This is a genomic window from Paenibacillus cisolokensis (assembly GCF_018403665.1).
Taxonomy (GTDB): domain Bacteria; phylum Bacillota; class Bacilli; order Paenibacillales; family Paenibacillaceae; genus Paenibacillus_AH; species Paenibacillus_AH cisolokensis.
On the sequence record NZ_BOVJ01000049.1, the window covers coordinates 1 to 20,326 of the forward strand.

The 20,326-nt window shown below is 57.7% G+C and carries 20 protein-coding genes and 2 pseudogenes; 3 read left to right on the forward strand and 19 right to left on the reverse strand.

Features of this window, described 5'->3' with window-relative positions:
• Positions 1-103 precede the first annotated feature (103 nt).
• From PACILC2_RS06725 to PACILC2_RS06785, 13 genes and pseudogenes are all read right to left on the reverse strand, one after another.
• Positions 104-373, reverse strand: a complete 270-nt coding sequence (locus tag PACILC2_RS06725; protein ID WP_062490986.1) for a hypothetical protein — start codon at positions 371-373, stop codon at positions 104-106.
• Complete coding sequence (locus PACILC2_RS06730) at positions 360-611, reverse strand: hypothetical protein (protein WP_213528269.1); 252 nt, start codon at positions 609-611, stop codon at positions 360-362. Before PACILC2_RS06730 ends, PACILC2_RS06725 begins: the two co-directional genes overlap by 14 nt.
• Before the next feature lie 8 nt (positions 612-619).
• The gene (locus tag PACILC2_RS06735; protein WP_213528271.1) at positions 620-973 is read right to left on the reverse strand and encodes a DUF3990 domain-containing protein; all 354 of its coding nucleotides are present in this window, start codon (positions 971-973) and stop codon (positions 620-622) included.
• 140 nt (positions 974-1,113) lie between these two features.
• A complete protein-coding gene (cyoD, locus tag PACILC2_RS06740) occupies positions 1,114-1,485 on the reverse strand; it encodes a cytochrome o ubiquinol oxidase subunit IV (RefSeq protein ID WP_213528273.1) in 372 nt (123 codons plus the stop codon).
• A gap of 1 nt (position 1,486) precedes the next feature.
• Positions 1,487-2,092, reverse strand: a complete 606-nt coding sequence (gene cyoC / locus PACILC2_RS06745; protein ID WP_062490981.1) for a cytochrome o ubiquinol oxidase subunit III — start codon at positions 2,090-2,092, stop codon at positions 1,487-1,489.
• Positions 2,092-4,066, reverse strand: a pseudogene (locus tag PACILC2_RS06750) (cbb3-type cytochrome c oxidase subunit I). Before PACILC2_RS06750 ends, cyoC begins: the two are co-directional and overlap by 1 nt.
• Before the next feature lie 22 nt (positions 4,067-4,088).
• Positions 4,089-5,099 (reverse strand): ubiquinol oxidase subunit II, encoded by a 1,011-nt coding sequence (cyoA, locus tag PACILC2_RS06755; protein ID WP_213528275.1) that lies wholly within the window; start codon positions 5,097-5,099, stop codon positions 4,089-4,091.
• A 282-nt stretch (positions 5,100-5,381) separates the two neighbouring features.
• Positions 5,382-6,842 (reverse strand): xylulokinase, encoded by a 1,461-nt coding sequence (locus tag PACILC2_RS06760; RefSeq protein ID WP_244863297.1) that lies wholly within the window; start codon positions 6,840-6,842, stop codon positions 5,382-5,384.
• Positions 6,843-6,888: 46 nt separating this feature from the next.
• Positions 6,889-7,710, reverse strand: coding sequence for a tryptophan synthase subunit alpha (trpA, locus tag PACILC2_RS06765; protein ID WP_213528277.1), 822 nt, complete (start codon positions 7,708-7,710; stop codon positions 6,889-6,891).
• Complete coding sequence (locus tag PACILC2_RS06770) at positions 7,707-8,597, reverse strand: ABC transporter permease (RefSeq protein ID WP_244863298.1); 891 nt, start codon at positions 8,595-8,597, stop codon at positions 7,707-7,709. Before PACILC2_RS06770 ends, trpA begins: the two co-directional genes overlap by 4 nt.
• A 60-nt stretch (positions 8,598-8,657) precedes the next feature.
• On the reverse strand, positions 8,658-10,178 hold the full coding sequence (locus tag PACILC2_RS06775) for a sugar ABC transporter ATP-binding protein (protein ID WP_213528279.1): 1,521 nt from the start codon (positions 10,176-10,178) through the stop codon (positions 8,658-8,660).
• 26 nt (positions 10,179-10,204) lie between these two features.
• A complete protein-coding gene (locus PACILC2_RS06780) occupies positions 10,205-11,143 on the reverse strand; it encodes a sugar ABC transporter substrate-binding protein (RefSeq protein ID WP_213528281.1) in 939 nt (312 codons plus the stop codon).
• A gap of 34 nt (positions 11,144-11,177) precedes the next feature.
• Entirely contained in the window at positions 11,178-12,170 is a 993-nt protein-coding gene (locus PACILC2_RS06785) for a sugar-binding transcriptional regulator (protein WP_244863299.1), read from the reverse strand.
• Between the two features lie 241 nt (positions 12,171-12,411).
• Here PACILC2_RS06785 and modA point away from each other — a divergent pair, with 241 nt between their 5' ends.
• Both modA and modB read left to right on the forward strand, forming a co-directional pair.
• Positions 12,412-13,257, forward strand: a complete 846-nt coding sequence (gene modA / locus PACILC2_RS06790; protein ID WP_244863300.1) for a molybdate ABC transporter substrate-binding protein — start codon at positions 12,412-12,414, stop codon at positions 13,255-13,257.
• Positions 13,258-13,294: 37 nt separating this feature from the next.
• On the forward strand, positions 13,295-13,957 hold the full coding sequence (modB, locus tag PACILC2_RS06795) for a molybdate ABC transporter permease subunit (RefSeq protein WP_213528283.1): 663 nt from the start codon (positions 13,295-13,297) through the stop codon (positions 13,955-13,957).
• Between the two features lie 156 nt (positions 13,958-14,113).
• Here modB and PACILC2_RS06800 read toward each other — a convergent pair whose 3' ends face one another.
• The 4 genes from PACILC2_RS06800 to PACILC2_RS06815 form a co-directional block, all read right to left on the reverse strand.
• Positions 14,114-14,392: a hypothetical protein gene (locus PACILC2_RS06800; protein ID WP_062490963.1), complete on the reverse strand. Its 279-nt coding sequence runs from the start codon at positions 14,390-14,392 to the stop codon at positions 14,114-14,116.
• Positions 14,393-14,614: 222 nt separating this feature from the next.
• Positions 14,615-15,523, reverse strand: a complete 909-nt coding sequence (locus PACILC2_RS06805; protein WP_062490961.1) for a glycine betaine ABC transporter substrate-binding protein — start codon at positions 15,521-15,523, stop codon at positions 14,615-14,617.
• Between the two features lie 58 nt (positions 15,524-15,581).
• Positions 15,582-16,421 carry an ABC transporter permease gene (locus PACILC2_RS06810; protein WP_213528285.1) on the reverse strand — a complete coding sequence of 280 codons (840 nt, stop codon included), beginning with the start codon at positions 16,419-16,421 and terminating at the stop codon, positions 15,582-15,584.
• Complete coding sequence (locus PACILC2_RS06815) at positions 16,418-17,617, reverse strand: quaternary amine ABC transporter ATP-binding protein (protein ID WP_062490956.1); 1,200 nt, start codon at positions 17,615-17,617, stop codon at positions 16,418-16,420. The genes PACILC2_RS06810 and PACILC2_RS06815 overlap by 4 nt, the downstream gene beginning before the upstream one ends.
• Before the next feature lie 296 nt (positions 17,618-17,913).
• Here PACILC2_RS06815 and PACILC2_RS06820 point away from each other — a divergent pair.
• Positions 17,914-18,487: pseudogene (locus PACILC2_RS06820) on the forward strand (GbsR/MarR family transcriptional regulator).
• 134 nt (positions 18,488-18,621) lie between these two features.
• Here PACILC2_RS06820 and PACILC2_RS26485 read toward each other — a convergent pair.
• A complete protein-coding gene (locus PACILC2_RS26485; protein ID WP_244863302.1) occupies positions 18,622-19,146 on the reverse strand; it encodes a hypothetical protein in 525 nt (174 codons plus the stop codon).
• The gene (locus PACILC2_RS26490; RefSeq protein WP_244863303.1) at positions 19,143-19,880 is read right to left on the reverse strand and encodes an MFS transporter; all 738 of its coding nucleotides are present in this window, start codon (positions 19,878-19,880) and stop codon (positions 19,143-19,145) included. Before PACILC2_RS26490 ends, PACILC2_RS26485 begins: the two co-directional genes overlap by 4 nt.
• Positions 19,881-20,326: the final 446 nt, after the last annotated feature.

A 20,326-nucleotide genomic window follows, 5' to 3' on the forward strand; every position in this document is an offset into this window, starting at 1 on the left:
AAGCAGGTTTGAATCTGACTTGACTATACTTGTTGGGCGAAACTCGCCGCCGGCCCGCCGCGCAACAAAAACCGGCCCGGGCACGGCGCCCGGGCGGCAATGGTTACTGCGCGTATCGATTTTCTTCAAACTCGATCCCCGTATCCCGCAAGGCGCCGCGTTCCGCGTCCTGTATGCGGGTCAGCCATTCCTCGGGAGATACGTCCGTCTTGCGGGCAAGGTGGAGACGCTGCGCATGGTCCTCGCAATTATCGTAGCCGTCCAGACGGCGAATCACCTCGATGTAACGAATGACGAGGCTGCGGGCTTCCTGCGGTTCGTAGCCGTACAGCGATGTCAATGCTTCCGCGATCCCGCGTTCATATTGATTCAACCGTACTCTGGGCCTTATTGTCATGATAAATCCACCTCTCTCCCGTATAGACATGATACCCGATCAGACGAAGATGTTCCTCCCACTGCTCCGAAGGAAACACCACCTGATTGCCGAGGCGAAGCGCATCGAGCTTCCGTCCATTGCGCGTCCTCCTGATCCGGTCGTAAAACCAGTCGGCGTCTTTGTTCAATTGTAACGCTTCCCACATAATTTTGCCAGTGTCATTGTCGGCCATCGGTCCGATCACCAGGTCCGGATGCCGGAGGCATGGGTCGCTTCCTTTCTTATTAACCTTACGATGCTCAAAAATAAACGATGCCCATCCGGGAGAATCCGACAAAAAATGAGCGGTTCGATGCCGGGCGGAATAGCCAACAGCTCGATGACGAGCACACACGGCGAGGTCGCCACCAGCGATTGCTTCGCCACCCGATGCGCCCAATCGCGAGCCTGAGCGGCGGATACGGTCGTATAAAATCCTTCTCCGAAATCCCGCCCCGGACGCCAGTAACGCGAATCGAGCAGCTTCCCAAGAAAGGATTCGATATGGGCGGCGACAGTACCGTGATAGAGAAGTTGCGGCGTAATAATATCCATATGCGGCCTCCTGAACGATTGCGTACACCCTAGTGTAGATTTCCACATTTTAGGCTGCAATTCCTTCCGGAAAGGCCAATATGAGCACAAAGACCTCCTTCCGGCCTAAGCCGGAACAGAGGTCTCCTGCTGCAGAAGGCTCAATGCGCGACCTGGTTGTAGGTCATAATCCAGATTGAGCCGGCGACGATCGTAAGCAGAATGATCAGTCCAAAAATAAGCGTCATAATGTTCCATTTGGCGTTCTCGCCTTCCTTCAGATGCATGAAGAAGAAAAGCTGAACGACAAACTGCAGCACCGCCGCCGCCAGAATGACGACGAGCGTCGCCGTCCTGCCCAGCATATCGTTCATGACGACGACAAGCGGAATGATCGTCAATATGATCGACAGAACGAAGCCGGTAACGTATGACTTGAGCGAACCGTGCCCCCCGTGGCCGCCATGTTCGCCATGTCCGCCGTTCGTGCCGTTATGAGGGACGCCTTGCGGGCGTGCGTTCGTTTGCGCCATGTTACATCACCCCCATCAAGTAGACGACGGTAAAGACGAAAATCCAGACGACGTCGAGGAAGTGCCAGTACAAGCTGAGATTTTCGACCTTGCGCTTCGTTACCGCCGTAATGCCCCGCTGTCCCAGCTGGATCATCAGGGCGATCATCCAGACGAGACCGAGCGATACGTGCAAGCCGTGCGTTCCGACAAGCGTGAAGAACGAAGAGAGGAACGCGCTCGTCGAGATCGTCGCGCCTTCATGGACAAGATGTGCGAATTCATAAACTTCCATGCCGATAAAGGTTGCGCCGAGCAGCCAGGTCACGGCCAGCCAGCCGATCAGCGCCTTCTTCAGCCCTTTGTGCATCGCCAGCACGGCCAAACCGCTCGTAAAGCTGCTCGTGAGCAGGATGAACGTTTCTGCGATAATGATCGGCAGCTGGAACAGCTCATCCGCAGTCGGTCCGCCGCTTGTATTGTTTCGCAGCACGATGTAAGTCGCAAACAGCGTCCCGAACAGAATGACGTCGGTGATGAGGAAAATCCAGAAGCCGAACGTCTTGAGCGACTCTTGATCGTGATGGTCATGATGGCCGTGTTCGCCGGTAACCGTCGATTGTGCCATTAGTTCGCCGCTCCTTTCAGTGACGCTTCCGTCCGTTTGATTTCGTCGACCGGAATATAATAATCGTTGTCATAATTGAACGAGTGGACGAGCATGCAAATGGCGATGCCGATCAGCGAAGGAATCGCCATCCACATCCAGTCCCATACGAAGCCGAAGCCGGCGAAAACCACAGCGTCGACTTGATGAACGGGATGGCCGAATTTTTCGGCATATGAATCGGTTCAAGCGGCGGTGCCGGCGGCAGCGCCTCCCCGTTCTTCATCTTCTCCTTCTTGACCCACCAGTCGTCCGTATCGATGACCTGCGGCAGCGTCGCAAAGTTGTACATCGGCGCAGGCGACGGAATCGACCACTCCAGCGTGCGGCCGGTTTCCCATGCGTCGCCCGTCTCGTCGCGCTTGTGATGCTTGATGCTGTAGGCGATCTGCCACACCTGGAAGATGAAGCCGATGCCCATCAGGAAGCCGCCGATCGTCGAAACCAGGTTCAGCGGTCCCCAGCCCATGTCGAAGTCGTACGTGTACAACCGCCGGGTCATGCCGTCCAGGCCGAGCACATATTGCGGCATGAAGCAGACGTAGAAGCCGATGTTCCAGAACCAGAACGCCCACTTGCCGAGCCGCTCGTTCAGCGTAAAGCCGAACATTTTCGGCCACCAGTAGTACAGCCCGGCGAAGAAGCCGAATACCACGCCGCCGATCAGCACCTGGTGGAAGTGCGCGATCAGGAAGTAGCTGTTGTGGAACTGGAAGTCCGCCGGCGCCACCGACAGCATGACGCCGGTCATGCCGCCGACGACGAAGCACGGAATGAATGCGATCGTCCACATCATCGGCGTTGTAAACCGGATTCGTCCCTTGTACATGGTGAACAGCCAGTTGAATACCTTCACGCCCGTCGGGATGGCGATCGCCATCGTCGTTACGGCGAAGAAGGCGTTGACGTCCGCTCCCGAGCCCATCGTAAAGAAGTGGTGAACCCAGGTGAAGAACGACAGCAGGCTGATGGTCATCATCGCGAACACCATCGAATTGTAACCGAACAGCTTTTTGCGCGCGAACGTGGAAACAATTTCCGAGAAAATACCGAATGCCGGCAATACGACGATGTAGACTTCCGGGTGGCCCCACATCCAGATCAGGTTGATATACATCATCGGGTTGCCCCCGGCGTCCAGCGTGAAGAAGTGGGCGCCCGCGAAACGGTCGATGAACAGCAGCGCCAGCGTCACCGTCAAAATCGGGAAAGCAAAAATGATGATCGTACAGCTTGCGAATACCGACCAGGTGAACAGCGGCATGTTCATCAGCTTCATGCCCGGCGCGCGCATCTTCAGAATCGTCACGATAAAGTTGATGCCGGTCGCCAGGCTGCCGATACCGGATATCTGAATGCCCCAGATATAGAAGTTCTGGCCGACGCCGGGACTATGCGACAATTCCGACAGCGGCGGATAAGCGAGCCAGCCCGCGTCCGGCGAACCGCCGATGACGAACGATACGTTGAACAGCATCGCGCCCCAGAAGAACAGCCAGAAGCTGAGCGCGTTCAGGAACGGATACGCGACGTCGCGCGCACCGATCTGCAGCGGCACGACAACGTTGAACAATCCGAACATGAGCGGCATCGCCATGAACAGAATCATGATGACGCCGTGTGTCGTAAAGATTTGGTTATAATGTTCCGCATTCAAAATTCCATATTCGGCATCGCCAGCTGCATCCGCATCAGCAGCGCGTCGACCCCGCCCCGGAACAACATCAGAATGGAGCAAATAATGTACATAATGCCGATCCGCTTATGGTCGACGGTCGTCAGCCATTCGCGCCAAAGCCAGCCCCATTTGCGGAAATAAGTCAGGACGGCCACGATGGCGATAATCGCCAGCGCTATGCTGACCTGAGCGCCGAGAATGAGCGGATCGCCGGTGACAAAAAACTCGGATGCGAATTGTTTGATCTTTTCCAGCATAATCGGGCTTCCTTTCTATCTTTTAATGTCCCGCATGATGTTCATGACTGGCGTCGGCATCTGCCGCGGGCGATGCGGCCGGCGTATCCGCCGCGCCCGAACCGGCATCGCTTCCGTCATTTGCTTCATCCGGCGTCCCGTGTCCGCCATGACCGCCATGACCGCCATGACCGCCTTCGCCTTTCACCACATACTTCGTTACGATATCGTAGAACAGCCCTTCAGGGAAAGAGGAGAACAGCAGCTTCTCCGATTTGCCGGGCTTCGCCAGCTCTTCGTAGCCTTCCAGCGTCAGGGCGGGCGCGCTGTTCTTAACGTCGCTCACCCATTCGTTGAACTCTTCCTCGGTTACCGCATGCACGTCGAACTTCATGTCCGCGAAGTGCTCGCCGCTGAAGTTCGCGCCCGAACCGTGAAAGACGCCGGTTTCGCTCGCCTTCAGATGAAGCGTCATCGCCATGCCGGACATCGAGTACATTTGGCCGCCGAGCTGCGGAATCCAGAACGAGTTCATCGGCGCATCGGACGTCAGCTCGAATTTGACCGGAACGCCGGCCGGAATTTTGAGCGTATTCACCGTCGCAATGCCTTGTTCCGGATACGTGAACAGCCATTTCCAGTCGAGCGATGTCGCCTGAATCGTGATCGTCTCCCGTTCCGATTCGATCGGCTTGCTGGGCTCAAGCGCGTAAGTATAACGAACGGTAACCGTGCCCAAGATAATAATGATCACAATCGGGATGCCCCACCAGATGGTCTCCATCAAATTGTTATGCGCCCAATTGGGCCGGTAATCGGCTTTGTTTCCCGGACGGTCCCTGTACCGCCAGACGATCCAGGCGGTAAGCGCAAGTACCGGCACCAGAATAATGCCGCACAGCACCGCCGAAATGATGATCAAGTCTCTCTGGTCCGAGCCGATCGGCCCTTTCGGATCCATCACCATCAGCTCGCCGCAGCCGCTTAGCAGCGCCGCCATGGCGCCGAGCAGCAGCCATGCCGAAAGACGTCGCCATTTGTTTCGTTTTTGCATGCCAAACCCTCTCCCCGTCATACCGATTGCAAAATCGATAACCGCGATGATTTTTTCTAATTCTACAATAGCAAAATGCGCGCGGCTTGGGATGCGGCTTAACAAATACGACAAAGTATCGTCTTTTTTCCGCCATACTTTGTTCACGAAAATGACGAATGTCGGCATTTGGAAATGAAAAAAAGTCTCTGAAACCGCTTCATGAGCGGTTTCGGAGACTTTCCCCGTAATTCGGCTGTGCGGAACCGGCCCGGCCCGTCCGCTCCGTTTCGAACGGACGGATCAGGCCATCGCAAACACCGGCGCCAACGCCGGATAAAGCCGTTTGAATTTCTCGTATTGCCGATTGTAAAACGCCGCCAGCTCCGGGTTTGGCACGAAACGTTCAAATTTGCGGCCGGCCTTCACCTTCTCGCACAGGGAGGCGTAATCGCCGCCCCATCCGAGCCGGGAAAAGCCGAGCATAGCCGCGCCGATGGAAGGGAGGAACTGGGAGTCCTCCGGCACGACCAGCTCGCACTGCAGCACATCCGCGATGATCCGGCACCACGCTTTGCTCTTGGCGCCGCCGCCGATAAGCGTCACCCGCAGTCCGCGCTCCGGCTCCGGCTTGGCGATCAGCTCCAGCACCTGGCGCACCGCCATCGCCACACCTTCCAGAACGGCTGTGCCCATCTGCTCCCTCGTCGTCGCTTCGGTCAGGCCGATGAAGCAGCCGGTTGCGTTCAAATCCTGAACCGGGCAGCGCTCCCCGTTCAAATACGGCAGGAACAGGACGCCGCTCGTTCCCCGCTCCGCCTTCTCCACCGCCTGCTCGAACTCTTTGAACGCGACCGAGGCGCTCCACGGTTTCCCGGAGCCGAATACTTCGGCCGCCCATTTGTGGGCGCTGCCGGCGTTCGTCAGCGGCGCGATGGCGATTTGCCTGCCCGGTTCCACGTAAGCCAGATTGAACGCGCCGCTCCGCACGTCCATGAAGCCGTCCGACGCGGCCGCTACCCAGCCGGTCGTGCCGATGTAGGCGTAGATTTCGCCTTCCCGGTAGACGCCCGCCCCGAGCGTAGCCGAGCCGGCGTCGCCGATGCCGCACAGCACCGGAGTTCCGGCCGCAAAACCGGAAGAGGCCGCCGCTTCCGCATGCACGGTGCCGGCCGGCTCGCCGGAACCGATAATGGCCGGCATTTTCGCCGGATCAAGCCCGTACCGCTCCAGCCACTCTCCCATCCACGTCCGCGTCCGGATATTCATGCAGCCCGTCGTCGCCGCCGACGTCGGATCGGTGACGAACGCCCCGGTCAGCCGGGCGATGACGTAATCCTTGGAGCTGATCAGGAAGGCGCGCGTTTCGTCATAGCGCTCCCGCTCATGCTCCAGCAGCCAGATCAGCTTCGGAAACGTGAGCGTCCCGTCCATATGGTTCTCGGTATAACGGATAATCGTCTCGTCCCCAAGCTCCTGCCGCAGCCGCTCCGCCTGCCGGGCGCCGCGTCCGTCGGAATAGAGGATAGCCGGACGAACGGGCTTTCCGCCGCTGTCGACCGGAATGCAATCCTGCATCTGCCCGCTGAAGGACAGCAGCGCGATATGCTGCGGCTTGATGCCCGACCGAAACCATTCCCGCGCGATCCGGACGACCGCCTCGTACCACACTTCGGGATTTTGTTCGACGAACCCGTCGGCATAATCGGGAACGACCGGGACGTTTTCTCGAAAAAATCGTCGCGCGCTCGTCCGCCAGCACACCTTTCACATTCGTCGTTCCGATATCGAACGCTGCAATATATTTCATTTACGTTATCCCCTCGCTTGAGGAGCGCAAAGTCTCCATCTTCATTTCGGCCACCAGCCGGTACAGGTAATCCTTCTCGCCGTTCTCGCAGCGGGCGACCAAAGCCGAGCCGACGACCGCCCCGTCGAACCCGCTGCGCACCGCCTGGCCGACACGCTGCGGCGAGCGCAGGCCGAAGCCCGCCACCAGCAGCCCGTCCGGCAGATGCTGCCTTATCCGCTCGCACAGGACGGACAAGTCTTCCACATGCGCGAGCGGATCGCCCGTCGTGCCGGCATACGATTGCGCATAGATGACGGTGGCGCCGCGGCATACTTGCCGAATGGCCGCCTCGTCCATCTCGCTGTTGACAAAGCGGACGACATCGACGCCATACGGTCCGATCCGGTCCTGGAGCGATATCAGCTCTTCCGGCGTACAGTCGGGAAGCACAAGCGCGTCCACCATACCGCCTTCGGCCAGCTTCCGGTACAGATTCGTGTCCAGCACATCGCGCTTATAGCCCATCGCCCAGATCGGAACCGACAGCCGGCGGCGGGCGGCGGTCCAGTAAGCCATGAAGCTATCTTCCGTCCCGATGCCGCCGGCCAGCGCCCGCTCGTGCCCGCGCTTGATTACGGCGCCGTCCAGCTTCGGCGAACGGCTCGGAATCCCCATCTCGACGATATCGATGCCGGCCTCCACGCTCTCGTCGACGATCGCCAGCGATTCCGCCGGCGTAGGATCTCCGGCCACGAGATAGCCGATCAAGAGCGCTTCTCCCCGGCTCTTCGCAGCCTCCCACGCTTCCTTGTTGTTCCGGCTCAACAATGCCGCCGTCATGCGCGATCCCGACCCAGCTTCTGAATCAGAACGGCGGCGATGACGATGCAGCCGGTAATGACATCCTGCATGAACGTCGGCACATTGAGAATCGTCATGCCGTTCGCCAGAATGCCGATAATGGCTGCGCCGACGAACGTCCCCCATACGTTCGGCACGCCTTCCTTGAAGGACGTCATGCCGAGGAAAGCCGCGGCGTAAGCGGACAGGAACAGCCCGTCGCCGCCGTTCGGATGGGCCGATCCGAGACGGGACGCCATCAGAATGCCCGTCAATGTCGCCAGCATGCTGCATAAGGCGAAGGCCGCGTTCTTATTGAGAGCGACGCGAACGCCCGCGACGCGGGACGCCGATTCATTGCCCCCGATCGCATACAGCTTCCTTCCGAAAGCGGTATGCGACATGATGTACCAGAACAAAACCGTCATGAGCAGCATAATGATCGAGAGCAGCGGCACGTTGCCCCATTCGGTCTGGCCGAGGTATCGGAACGAATCCGGAATATTTTCGAACACGGTCGCCCCTCCGGTAATCCGGAAGTTGATTCCGCCGATAATCGTCCCCATCGCCAGCGTCGTAATGAAAGAAAGGACGCGAAACCTCGTCACGATCCATCCGTTCGCATAACCGATCGCCAGCGCAACGAGCATCGGCAGCAGAATCACAACAGCCAGCGGATATCCGGCAACGGCGAGCTTGGCGGCGAAGACGCCGCCGAGGCTGGCCATGGCGCCGACAGACAGGTCGAATTCCCCGACCGCCATCACCAAAGTGGCCCCCAAGGCGATAATGACGAGAAACGAGATTTGACGGCTGATATTGATGGCATTATCAATGGTAGCGAACGAGTCCGGGCTTAAAATCGAAAAAGCCAGAACGATCAGCACGCCGGCGATCAACGTGCCGTAAGAGCGGATTAGCCGGATATAAGATATATTTTTCGAGCTTCAACCATGTTGGTGTCCACGTTCCTTTCCCTGACTGAAACAATACGCCAGCACCTGCTCCGGCGTGACGGACCGGTTGGCCAGTTCGGCTGCGATCCGGCCTTCGTGCAGCACGTAGAGCCGGTCGCTGATATCGAGCACTTCCTGCAAATCCGACGAGACGAAGAGCACGGCGCAGCCTTGGTCCGCCTGATGCTTCAACAGCCGGTGAATTTCGTCGCGGGTCATAATGTCGACGGCCTGCGTCGGCTCGTCGCACAAGAACAATACCGGCGAGGACATCAGCGCCTTGGCGAATACGACCTTCTGCTGATTGCCGCCGCTAAGCTGTCCGACGGCCTGCTCAGGGCCGGACGCCTTCACGTTCATGTCCTCCATCCAGCGCTTCGTCTCGGCCTTCTCCGGCTTCTTCCGGATCTTCCAGCCGCTCGAAAATTTGCGCAGCACCGGCAGCGTCATATTTTCCCGGATCGACATTCCCATAATCAACCCGTCCCGTTTCCGCTCCTCCGGGATGAGGACGACCCCTTGGTCAAGCGACTGGCGCGGATCGGCTTCCTTCTTCCGCAGTCCGCGAATGACGATTTCGCCGCCGGATATGCGCCGCAAGCCGTATATCGCCTCCAGCAGCTCCGTCCTTCCGGCGCCGGCAAGCCCGAATATGCCGACGATTTCGCCCTGCCGGACCTGCAGGCTGACGCGATCGACCTTGCCGTCCTCCGTCGACAATTCCTTCACTTGCAGAACAGGCTCGCCGGGCGGAACGGCTCTTTCTTCCCGGTTCGATTTTTTGTATTCGCTATTGTTCATCAGCGAGATGAGACGGTCTTTATCCGTTTCGTTCCGGTTGACCGTCGCCACGCGCTCGCCGTTGCGGAAGACGGTAATCCGGTCCGACAGCCGGAATATTTCGTCCATCCGGTGCGAGACGTACAGAATCGCCGTCCCTTGTTCCGTCAGCTTGCGGATGAGCGCAAACAGCTGTTCCGTTTCCTGGTCCGTCAGCGACGCGGTCGGCTCGTCGAGAATGAGCAGCTTGCACTCCAGCATCATGGCCCGCAAAATTTCCAGCATCGTCTTCTCGGGCGGCGACATGCGGTCCGCCGTCTTGTTCATATCGAGCCTGACGCCGTATTCTTCCATAAGCCGCGCGGCCCGCTGCCGCATCTGTTTCCAGTGAACGCCGATACCGGTTTTGCTTTTCGGATAAGGCAAGCCGAGATACAAATTTTCGTACCCGGTAAAGGACGGAATCAGGTGCCGGTCCTGATGGACGACGTTGATGCCGATACGTCTCGCGTCGCTCGGATCGGCGATGACAACGGGACTTCCCTGCCAGATGATGTCGCCGCCGTCCGGAGCGTAAACACCCGTTACGATTTTGATGAACGTCGACTTGCCGGCCCCGTTCTCTCCTACCAGCGCGTGGATTTCGCCGGGGACGATTTCAAAATCGATCCGGGACAACGCGTAATGCTGGCCGAATTTTTTGTTCAGGCCGGCGACTTTCAGAAGCGACAAGGCGAACCCTCCTTCTATGCAACCGTTTATTCCTTCGTAATCAGGCTGGCGGGCGCATACAGCTCCGTTCCTTCCACCGGCTTGCCCTGGAATACGAGATCGATCTGTTTGATGACGATTTCGGTCATGCCGACGAAATTTTGTTTGACCGTCGCGACGAGCGGCGAGCCTTTCCGAATCATCTCCACCGCCTGACTGTTGCCGTCAATGCCCGTTACGATAATATCTTTCCGTCCGGCTGCCTCGATCGCCTGCGCCGCGCCGATCGCCGCCTCGTCCCAGCCTGCCCATACCGCCGTTATCGCGCCTTCTTCCTTGTTGGACAGCAGCAGGCTTTCCATCTGCTTGCGCGAGTTCTCGATCGGTCCGGGCACTTCGACCTGCTGCTCCGTCACTTTGGCAATTCCTTTGTTGGCCGCCAGCAGTTCGTCCAGCTGCACCGTCCGGGCGAGCACCCCGGGATGCGGACGGTGAGTGAGCACGACGAGGTTGCCTTTGCCGCCCATCTGCTCGAACAAATAATTGCTGATCATTTTCGACATTTCTTTATTGTCGCTCGTCGCATTCATGGTCATGCCGTCAATGTAGCCGGAATCGGCGCCGAAGACCGGAATGTTCTTCTCTTTCGCTTTCTGAATCTGGCTTTTCAGCTGGTTCGGGTCCGTGCTGACGATCACGATGGCGTCCGTCTTGGACGAGATCGCATCCTCCATCCGGCTGGCCAACTGCCCGACGTCTCCTTTCGTGTCGATCACATTCGCTTTCCAGCCTTTGTCCGCGGACAGCTTCTTGAGCGATTCGACCATTTCATTCGTCGTAACCGAGGAGAGGTACGGAGTCAGAATGGAAATCGTCTTGCCGCCCGATGCGCCGCCTCCTTCGCCGTTCCCTTCTTTTGACGAGCCGCAAGCGGCCAGTCCCACCGTCAATAAAAGCGCTGCCATAACCAGAATCGCCTTCTTCATCTTCTGTGAACCTCCCTTTATATATCTCCCTCTATTATCGGTCGCAGCCCGGCCCCGCTTTACGGAACAGGGTGCGAACGATGCCACTCCAGCACCTTTTCGCGGTTTCCATATCCGTCACCAGCACATTCATGCAGCGCGCTCTGAGCGCCGCGCCGATCGCTTCAATCTTGTCGCTGCCGCTTGCGATGGCCACGACGTTCGGAATGCGCCGGATATCGTCGATGTCGAGGCCGATCATTCTCGATTCCGCTTCATAGGTGACCCTCTCCCCTGCGATGTTCAGGAACGAGGTGCAAATATTGGACACTGCGCCGGACGCCCGCGCTTCGCCGATTTCGCCGCGGCTGAAGTATCCCGCCTGCACGATAGCCGATTTCTCCGATACTTGTCCGATCCCGACAAGCGCAACCGTCGCTTTTCTGGCCGTATCCAGTACATCGGATATCTCCTTCTCGTTCAGGAAGTGGCTTCTGGCCTCGCTGGAAGCGACAACCGCAGGCGCATTCAGCAGCAGGTAGCGCGATTTCAGCTTCTCCGCAAAGATGCGGGTGTTGGAATTGGCATGCCACGCGGCCCCTTCGGAGCCCCAGCCGCCGATCAGCGGAACGAATTGCACGTCCTTCTTGTTGACCGGGTTGAATTCCCGCCCGACCGAGGCGATCGTCCGGCCGGCCATAATGCCGACGATATCCCGGTCCCGAATGACGTTCTCTAGCAAAGCCGCTGCCGCGCGGGCCACCTGCATATCGATCATCGGGCGATCCGCGTCCGGGACGTGCACGACGATGACGTCTTTGATGCCGAACGTTTCCGAAATCGCACGCTCATACGTCTGTTCTTCCGAGAACGGATTCCGGATATTGATCTGCACGATGCCTTCCGCTTTCGCCGCCGCCAGCATACGGCTGATTTGCGGTCTGGAGATGCCGAGACGTTGGGAAATTTCCTGTTGGTTCATGCCGTCCATGTAGTATAGTGTGCTGATTTTCACCAACAGTCTCGTTCTCTCCTGACTCGTCTCCATATCTGGTTTACTCCTCCCCTTTTTGAACATTTGTTCATGCAAGAAATACGTTTCGTATACACATTATATAACGGTGTGGAAGCGTTATCAAGAACAAATTTTCTGGCGTGAATGTTTGTTCCAATTATTAGGCGCTGTATAGGCGCTTTTGCGGAAAATAACAAAATCATTCTAAACGAAAGGACGATCTGGTAATATTGGTGCTATTGAAATGAATTGATTTTGCAAGGAGACAAAGCACATGATGAAACTACGAACATGCCGAGACATCGAACGTCAGGAGTGGACGAACAAGCGGCGGTTCGCTCTTGTTCCTCTTGTTTTCATCATGGCATTAACCTGCATCGCATGCACCGCCCGATCGCCCGCGGGATCGCAGCCGGCCGATGCCGGAAAACCGAAAACCGAGCTGCTCGTCGCTGCCGCGGCAAGTTTGAAGGACAGTCTGGACGTTATCGGGGAACACTTCGAAGAGACGCACAAGGACATCGACATTATCTTTCATTACGGCTCCTCGGGCACGCTTCAGAAGCAAATCGAGCAGGGCGCGCCTGCCGACCTGTTCCTCTCCGCCGGCGAGAAGCAAATGGAGGCGCTGGTCGGGAAAGGACTGATCGCCAGCCATACCGTACTGTTGCAAAACGATCTGGTTGTCGTCGTGCCCGCAGATGCCGACCGCAACATGGCGGCCCTGGACGAACTGGCCGAAGGCGATATCGGCAAAATCGCGATTGGCCAGCCGGAAACCGTCCCGGCCGGCCAATATGCGAAAGAAGCGCTGACGGCTCTCAACCTGTGGGATGCGCTGCAGCATAAGCTCGTCTTTGCCAAGGACGTACGTCAGGCGCTGACTTATGTAGAATCCGGCAACGTCGATGCCGGATTCGTATACCGCACGGATGCGCTCGTTTCGGAGAAGGTGAGGATCGCTTATCAAGTCGATTCCGGCGTCCATGCGCCGATCGTTTATCCGGTGGGAATCGTCAAGGAATCCGCGCATGCCGAAGAAGCCGCGCTCTTCTATCACTATCTTCAATCCGAAGAAGCACGAGCCGTCTTCAAGCCGTTCGGCTTCACCCTCCCTTGACGGAGCATTTTAATATCGCAAATGGCAGGTACTGATTATGGATTGGAACGCATTCTGGGAGCCGGTAGGGCTGTCGGTCAAAATATCGATCGCGGCGAGCGTGATCGTCTTTCTGGTTGCGATGGCAATGGCCAGGTGGATGGCGCGGGCGCGTTTCTTCGGCAAAAGTCTGGTCGAAACGGTCCTGCTGCTGCCGCTCGTATTGCCTCCGACCGTCGTCGGCTTTATATTGCTCGTGTTGCTGGGCAGACGGAGCTGGATTGGCGAGGCCTATGAGAAACTGTTCGGCGGGACGATTATTTTCACATGGGGATCGGCCGTTGCGGCCGCTGTCATCGTAGCGTTCCCGCTCGCTTACCGGACGATGAAGGCGGGCTTCGAAAACGTCGATCGAGAGCTGGAGGACTCGGCAAGAGCGCTTGGGGCATCGGAGTGGCAAGTGTTCCGCTACATCACGGCTCCGCTTGCGGCGCGGGCGCTGACCGCCGGGTATATTCTCGGTTTTGCGCGGGGATTGGGCGAATTCGGCGCTACGCTGATGATCGCCGGCAACATTCCCGGCAAAACCCAGACGATCCCGACCGCGATCTATATCGCAGTCGAAGGCGGCGACTTGCGGCTCGCCTGGGCCTGGGTCGGCGCCATGATTGCGCTGTCGTTTCTCATGCTGCTGCTTGCCAACCGCTTTGCCAGGGAATGACGGGAAGCTTTCTCCCGCAGCCGATAGCGCACTTGCAGGGCCCTACATGCCCGCGCCTCTCCCTTTCCGCGGCCGGCATCAGAGTACAAAATCCCTTTCGGGCTTGCCCGAAAGGGATTCGCGCTTCTCATATAAGCTGCCAAGGAGAGGCGGATGTCAATTGCCGGCGTTGTCCTCTCCGGATTGCGCCGCACGCGAATGCACCAGATGAATGGCGGTGCGGATGACGTAAATATGGACGCTGCCGACCATAAAACCGATCCCGACCATCAATGCCGTATTGGTATCGCTGAAGTTGTTCAGGTTGAACAGACTGATTAGCAACCCGCCGATCAGCGCCACCCAAGCGGCCGCGGTCATCCAACGCACAAGCGGCAAGACGTTTCGCCCGTTGCTCTCCCCTGCCCGTTGAATTGTCGCTGTCTTTGTCGTCATCCCGATCACTCCTTGTGGAAATGCTTTCTTTCTATACTATACCACAAATTTGTCGGATTTGTTCATAAATCGTTCAATTTTTAGTCATAAAACGGACAATTTTTTGAAGGAGGCTTCATCCGTCACCCGTATCCCGGCACAAAAAAGCCGGGACGCTCATCCCGCGATGACACGTCCCGGCTTTCAGCAAGAAAGAGCCAGCCGATCGGCCGGCCATTTCCGTTATTCGGCCGTCAAGCCTTCGGTCCATTGGTTGACCAGATCCTCATTGGCCGCAACCCATTCCTTGGCCGCTTCTTCCGGCGATTGGCCTTCCTGTATTTTTACCATGACCTCGGCCATATCATCGGGCGTCCATTCGAACCGGTCGAGCAGCTCGTAAGCGTCCGGATGATCGTCCTTCAGCCCCTGGCGCACGATCGTATGGATCTGCTCATCCCCGCCGTACACTTTCTTCGGGTCTTCCAGATATTTTAGATCCATTTTGGCGAATTTCCAGTGCGGCGTCCACCCGGTTACGACGATCGGGCGCTGCTCCTCGTACGCTTTCGTCAGCTCTTGCGCCATGGCGGCCGAAGAACTTTCGAGCAGCGAAAGGTGATCCCGCAGCCCGTACTCGTCCAGCGCTTTGTCGGTAGACATCATAATGCCGGCTCCCGGCTCGATGCCGATAATTTTGCCGCCCAGCGATTTGGCCACTTCCGGGTCCTTCAAATCTTCGATCGAGGAAATATCCATATAGGACGGCACGACCAATCCCGTCTTCGTTCCGTTCAGATTCGGACCGAGATCGTCCACCCGGTCGCCATATTGCTCCAGATACGACTGGTGCGTCGTCGGCAGCCAGCCGGCCACCATGGCGTCGGCGCTGCCGTCGGCGATACCCGTCCACATCGGCCCGGCATCGACCTGCATCATTTCGACCGTATAGCCGAGCTTCGATTCCAGCACTTCCTTGACGACGTTCGTACTCGCGATTTCAGAATCCCAGGCGACATAGGCCAGCTTCAACGTTTTGCTCTGCGCGCCTCCGGATGACGAGCATCCCGCGATTGCGGCGGCGCCGAAAACCGCCAGCGCCAACGTCGCCAGCCACCGTTTCCGTCCGACCGATTTCCGCTGTTTCTTCATTATCATGATAACCTCCCGAAATTAAGGGTCCGGATCGGCCTATACGTTGACAGACCGATTACCCGGACTTTTTATTGTTGCGGACGATATTCTGCGTGAGCCGGTCGAGCAGGATTGCCATAATGACGATGGCGATTCCCGCCTCGAAGCCGACGCCGATCTTCGCCTGCGTCACTGCCCGGTAAACGTCCGCGCCGACGCCCTGCGCGCCGATCATCGAGGCGATGACGACCATCGAAAGCGACAGCATGATCGTCTGATTGATGCCGGCCATAATAGTCGGCAAGGCCAGCGGAAGCTGCAGCTTGAACAGCTTCTGCGTACTCGTCGAGCCGAAAGCGTCGGCCGCCTCCACCAGATCTTCCGGCACTTGCCGGATGCCGAGGCTTGTCAGCCGGATCGTCGGCGGTATGGCAAAAATGACCGACGCGATGACGCCGGGCACGACGCCCAGCGAGAAGAAGGATACGGCCGGCAGCAAGTAGACGAATGCCGGCATCGTCTGCATGAAGTCGAGCACCGGCATGACGACGCCGCGGACGACGGAACTGCGCGCGCACAATATGCCGAGCGGAACGCCGAAGACGATCGACAGCAGCGCGGCCGTAATGACAAGCGCAAGCGTCTGCATCGAATGATCCCAATAGCCGAGATTGTCGATCAGCCATAGCCCGGCGAAGGCGAACAGCGCCAGCTTCCAGCGGCCGACCAGCCAGCTGAGCGCGGCGATGACGACGATGATGGCAAAGGAAGGCACCGACGTCAGCACCGTCTCCAGCAGGCCGACCGACTCCCCGATCACCGTCTTGATCAGATCGAATACGGCCCCCAGATTCGCTTCCAGCCATCTTTCCAGCGATTCGATCCACGTGCCGAGCGGGATTTTCGGTATGTTCACCCTGCCTCACCCACCTTTGCGGCCGACTGTCCGGCCAAGGCGGCAAGCACCGACCCTTTGATGACGATGCCCTTCAGCCGTCCGTCTCCGTCGGTGACGGCTACGGGCAGCCTGGCTTCCGCCATCTTCTCGAACAAGTCGTTCAGCAGCGTATCGGGCGGCACCTTCGCAAGATCGGTCTGCATAATGTCTTCGAGAGCCAAGCCTTCCTGCACGGCCCGCGACGCATCCTCCGCCGCTATGGCGCCAAGCAGCCGCTGGCTCTTGTCGACGACGTAGAGGCTCGATACGCCTCTCTCCTGCATCATCCGCAGCGCGACGCGGGCGCCGCGCTCGATCGTAATCGTTTCGGGCTTGCGCATAACATGCGCGGCCGTCAGCACTTTGGAAAGATCCACATCTTCGACGAACCGTTCCACGTAAGGATTGGCCGGCTGCATCAAAATTTCTTCCGGCGTGCCGATCTGCACGATCTCTCCGTCCTTCATGAGCGCGATCCGGTCGCCGATGCGCAGCGCCTCGTCCAGATCGTGCGTAATGAAGACGATCGTCTTCTTCATCCCTTCCTGGAGCTGCAGCAATTCGTCCTGCATATCTTTGCGAATCAGCGGGTCAAGCGCGCTGAACGCTTCGTCCATCAGCAGGATGTCCGGATTGTTCGCCAGCCCCCGGGCCAAGCCGACCCGCTGCTGCATACCTCCGCTCAGTTGCGCGGGATAGCTGTCCGCCCAGTTTTCGAGCCCGACGAGTTTCAGCGATTCCAGCGCCATGCTGCGCCGCGTTGCCCGGTCGACGCCCTGCACCTCGAGGCCGTATTCGACGTTCTGCACGACCGTCCGGTGGGGAAACAACGCGAACTTCTGAAACACCATTCCAATGTTTTTGCGCCGGAAATTACGCAGCTCCGCCGGCGTCATCCGCGTCACATCCGTTCCCCGGAACAGCACCTCGCCGCCGGTCGGCTCGATCAGCCGGTTCAGCATCCGCACAAGCGTCGATTTGCCGCTCCCGGACAGCCCCATAATGACGAAAATTTCACCCTGCTCAATCGTGAAGCTCGCCCGGTTAACCCCGACTGTCAGTTTGGCTTCCTTCAAAATTCGGTCCTTGGACCATCCTTGCTCCAGCAGCGGCAGCCCCTTTTTCGGGTCGGGACCGAATATTTTCGTTAATTGACGGACTTCGAGTATAGGCACAATTCCCTCCCCCTTACGTTTTTTTCCCATTGTATCCATTGCGCTTCCGATGGGTCAAAGCGGGTATACCCCGAATAATTTTGTACAGTTTTTACTTTACGTACTTTACGTACCGAATCCTCTGATTTACGCAAAATTTCACACAGGTCTCCTCCTTTACATCTCTTGCCCGGTTTGATTACAATACAGAAAGGTTATGAAAGCTGTAATGAATTTTAATAGAAAGCATTAAATTGTCCGCTGAGCATCGGTCGGAATGGACAGGTAATCGGTTGTTCCAGCAGGAGGAGAGCAAGATGAAGGAGCTTGAAGGATTACCCGTTGAGCAAATGGCCAAAATACAAAAGGCGCGCGCCGGGTGATCGACTCGGTGGGAAAAATATGGATTTGTACGGAATCACGCTGTCCATCGGCCATCTATACGGGAACATGTATTTTAACAGCGCTCCCGTGACGCTCGATGAAATGAGCGAGACGATGGGATTGAGCAAAACGTCGATCAGTACGGGCATGCGAACGCTCATGGATTTGAAAATGATCGATAAAGTTTGGGGCAAGGGCTCCCGCAAAGATTTGTACGAGGCGTCGACGGACTGGTACCAGAACTTTGCCGATTACTTCTCTATCAAATGGCGCAAGGCGGTTGAAACGAACATGCATGCGCTGAACAAATCGCTCTGCGAGATGAAAGAGCTGGAGCAGGAAGGACTGGAGCAGGGGAACGACCAGCTCGTCACGATCGTAAGGCGCGACATCGCCAAAATCGGCGATGCGCTTCAATATTACCGCTGGCTGCTGCGGCTGATCGATGCGCTGGAATCCGGCGAAATTTTCAAGTTCATCCCGAAGGAAGAAAATCCGCAGTCATAAAACGGCAAACCTCCGGAAGCTCTCGCCATCAGGCGGCTTGCCGGAGGTTTTTTTCTCGAAATATCGCGAAACGTTGCTTTACGATTCAAAGCCAATACGGGGAAGCAGCGCGCGCTCGATTCCCGTCAACCGCGCTACCGGTCCGCCGCTGCCGTCTCCTCGCGCTCGTCCCGGAGCAGAAAGACGAGCGCATACTGCAGCAGCGCCGCGACCGTCAACACAGCCGGCAGCCAGGCGGATTGAAGATCGGGCGCCCCGACGAGCAGCGCCGCAATGGACAGCACCCGGCCGGTGTTCAGGAAAAGCTCCCTCATTACGACCGCTTCGACGCGCAGTTGTCCTTTGAGCGGCAGCCTGCCCGTCAGGCGATAGTAGTAGGAAGTGAGCGTATTGACGGCAAGCGGATTCATGATCGAGTACACGATCATGAACAGCAGCACCGACCATAGCGCGGTGTCGATCAGCAGGCAAAAGGCGCCGGCGGCGATGCCGGTCGAGGACAGCAGCACATAGCGCCGGACATGCTCCTTGCTTGCTTTGCGGGAAATGACATAACCGGTCGCGACCGTCAGCCCCGAAAACATCATGCCGAAATAGCCGACCCAGTCCTCCCGCCCGACGGCCTGAAACAACATAATATTGGGCAAAAACAGCATCATGCCCTGAAACGCCCCGAGCACGAAAAAGCCGGCCAGCCCCTGCAGCCAGAGCCGGTTTTGCGCATCAGCAATCCCATCATATGCAAATAATACGCTTTGTGATGGGAGCGGATAACCGGTATGCGCAAGCTGATCAGCGCGGCGAGCAGAAACATGACGGAGGCGACGGCGAATATCAGAATGTAGCCCTGCAATCCGCTGCTGCGCTGAATGATGGAACCGGCCAGTGCCGGTCCGATCAGGCCCGCTGAATTGAACACGACCATATTGATCGCCAAAAAACGGATCCGGTTCGTCTCTGTCGACACATCGTACGAAAGCACCAGAAATCCGGTCCAGTAGAAACCGGCGGCGACGCCGTTGAATACGGCGAACCCGATATACCACTCCGCGACTTTGCCTTGGGCGATGACGACGAGCAAATAGAACAAGGCGATGGCGAAAATGCCGAGCCGGTACGTAAACATCCGGTCCTTGCGCTTCGCAATCCAGCCTCCGGCGGCGAACGCCGCCGGGGTAACAAGGTAAAGCACAATATTGTACATCCCGTTCACAACCAGATCTTGCGTCAAACGCCATAAGTACAGGTTCAGAAACAAGCCTGACATCGAAGCGCCCAATTGAAAGCAGCCGTGCGCGACCAGCGCAATGACGGCCTCTCGCCCAAGCTGCCGTTCCGGCGGCACCGCCGTACTTCTCCTGAAGATAAGCCTCGGACGCAAACCGGGCTGCATCCGCCCTCCGCCTCCCTTAACCGATGCATATTTATACAATCTCTTGTCGATTGTATCATGTTTTTTGCGCCGCATCGGCGGTCCGTACCGGCCAAGAAGGCAAAAAAAGGCCGCAGTGACGACTGCGGGCGAATTATGGCCAACAATCCGTTGTTTTATCCGTTATCCAGACTGTCAGCGGCCGCAACGAAGCTTGAAAAGAAAATTAGGTCCGATCCGTCCGTGCCACACTGGAGACAGAGACCCGGAAACCATCCGAGGCATCCCCAGGAGATACAGATCCGGAAACCATCCGAGGCACCCCCAGGAGATAGAGATCCGGAAACCCGCCGCCGACCCGCCGCCGGAGGGCGGTTCCGGTTTGAGCGGGCTATAAGGGAACACCGCGGCGCGTGATCTACGGGAGCACCGCGGCGCGGGCTCTTGAGAACAAAACTGCAAAAGCG

Coding starts and splice junctions, on each gene's coding strand:
- modA (WP_244863300.1), top strand. CDS start 12,412: ATGATGAAACTACGAACATGCCGAGACATCGAACGTCAGGAGTGGACG.
- cyoD (WP_213528273.1), bottom strand. CDS start 1,485: ATGGCGCAAACGAACGCACGCCCGCAAGGCGTCCCTCATAACGGCACG.
- PACILC2_RS06805 (WP_062490961.1), bottom strand. CDS start 15,523: ATGAAGAAACAGCGGAAATCGGTCGGACGGAAACGGTGGCTGGCGACG.
- PACILC2_RS06780 (WP_213528281.1), bottom strand. CDS start 11,143: ATGAAGAAGGCGATTCTGGTTATGGCAGCGCTTTTATTGACGGTGGGA.
- PACILC2_RS26490 (WP_244863303.1), bottom strand. CDS start 19,880: ATGCAGCCCGGTTTGCGTCCGAGGCTTATCTTCAGGAGAAGTACGGCG.
- PACILC2_RS06735 (WP_213528271.1), bottom strand. CDS start 973: ATGGATATTATTACGCCGCAACTTCTCTATCACGGTACTGTCGCCGCC.
- PACILC2_RS06800 (WP_062490963.1), bottom strand. CDS start 14,392: ATGACGACAAAGACAGCGACAATTCAACGGGCAGGGGAGAGCAACGGG.
- modB (WP_213528283.1), top strand. CDS start 13,295: ATGGATTGGAACGCATTCTGGGAGCCGGTAGGGCTGTCGGTCAAAATA.
- cyoA (WP_213528275.1), bottom strand. CDS start 5,099: ATGCAAAAACGAAACAAATGGCGACGTCTTTCGGCATGGCTGCTGCTC.
- PACILC2_RS26485 (WP_244863302.1), bottom strand. CDS start 19,146: ATGATGCTGTTTTTGCCCAATATTATGTTGTTTCAGGCCGTCGGGCGG.
- cyoC (WP_062490981.1), bottom strand. CDS start 2,092: ATGGCACAATCGACGGTTACCGGCGAACACGGCCATCATGACCATCAC.
- trpA (WP_213528277.1), bottom strand. CDS start 7,710: ATGACGGCGGCATTGTTGAGCCGGAACAACAAGGAAGCGTGGGAGGCT.
- PACILC2_RS06730 (WP_213528269.1), bottom strand. CDS start 611: ATGGCCGACAATGACACTGGCAAAATTATGTGGGAAGCGTTACAATTG.
- PACILC2_RS06785 (WP_244863299.1), bottom strand. CDS start 12,170: ATGGAGACGAGTCAGGAGAGAACGAGACTGTTGGTGAAAATCAGCACA.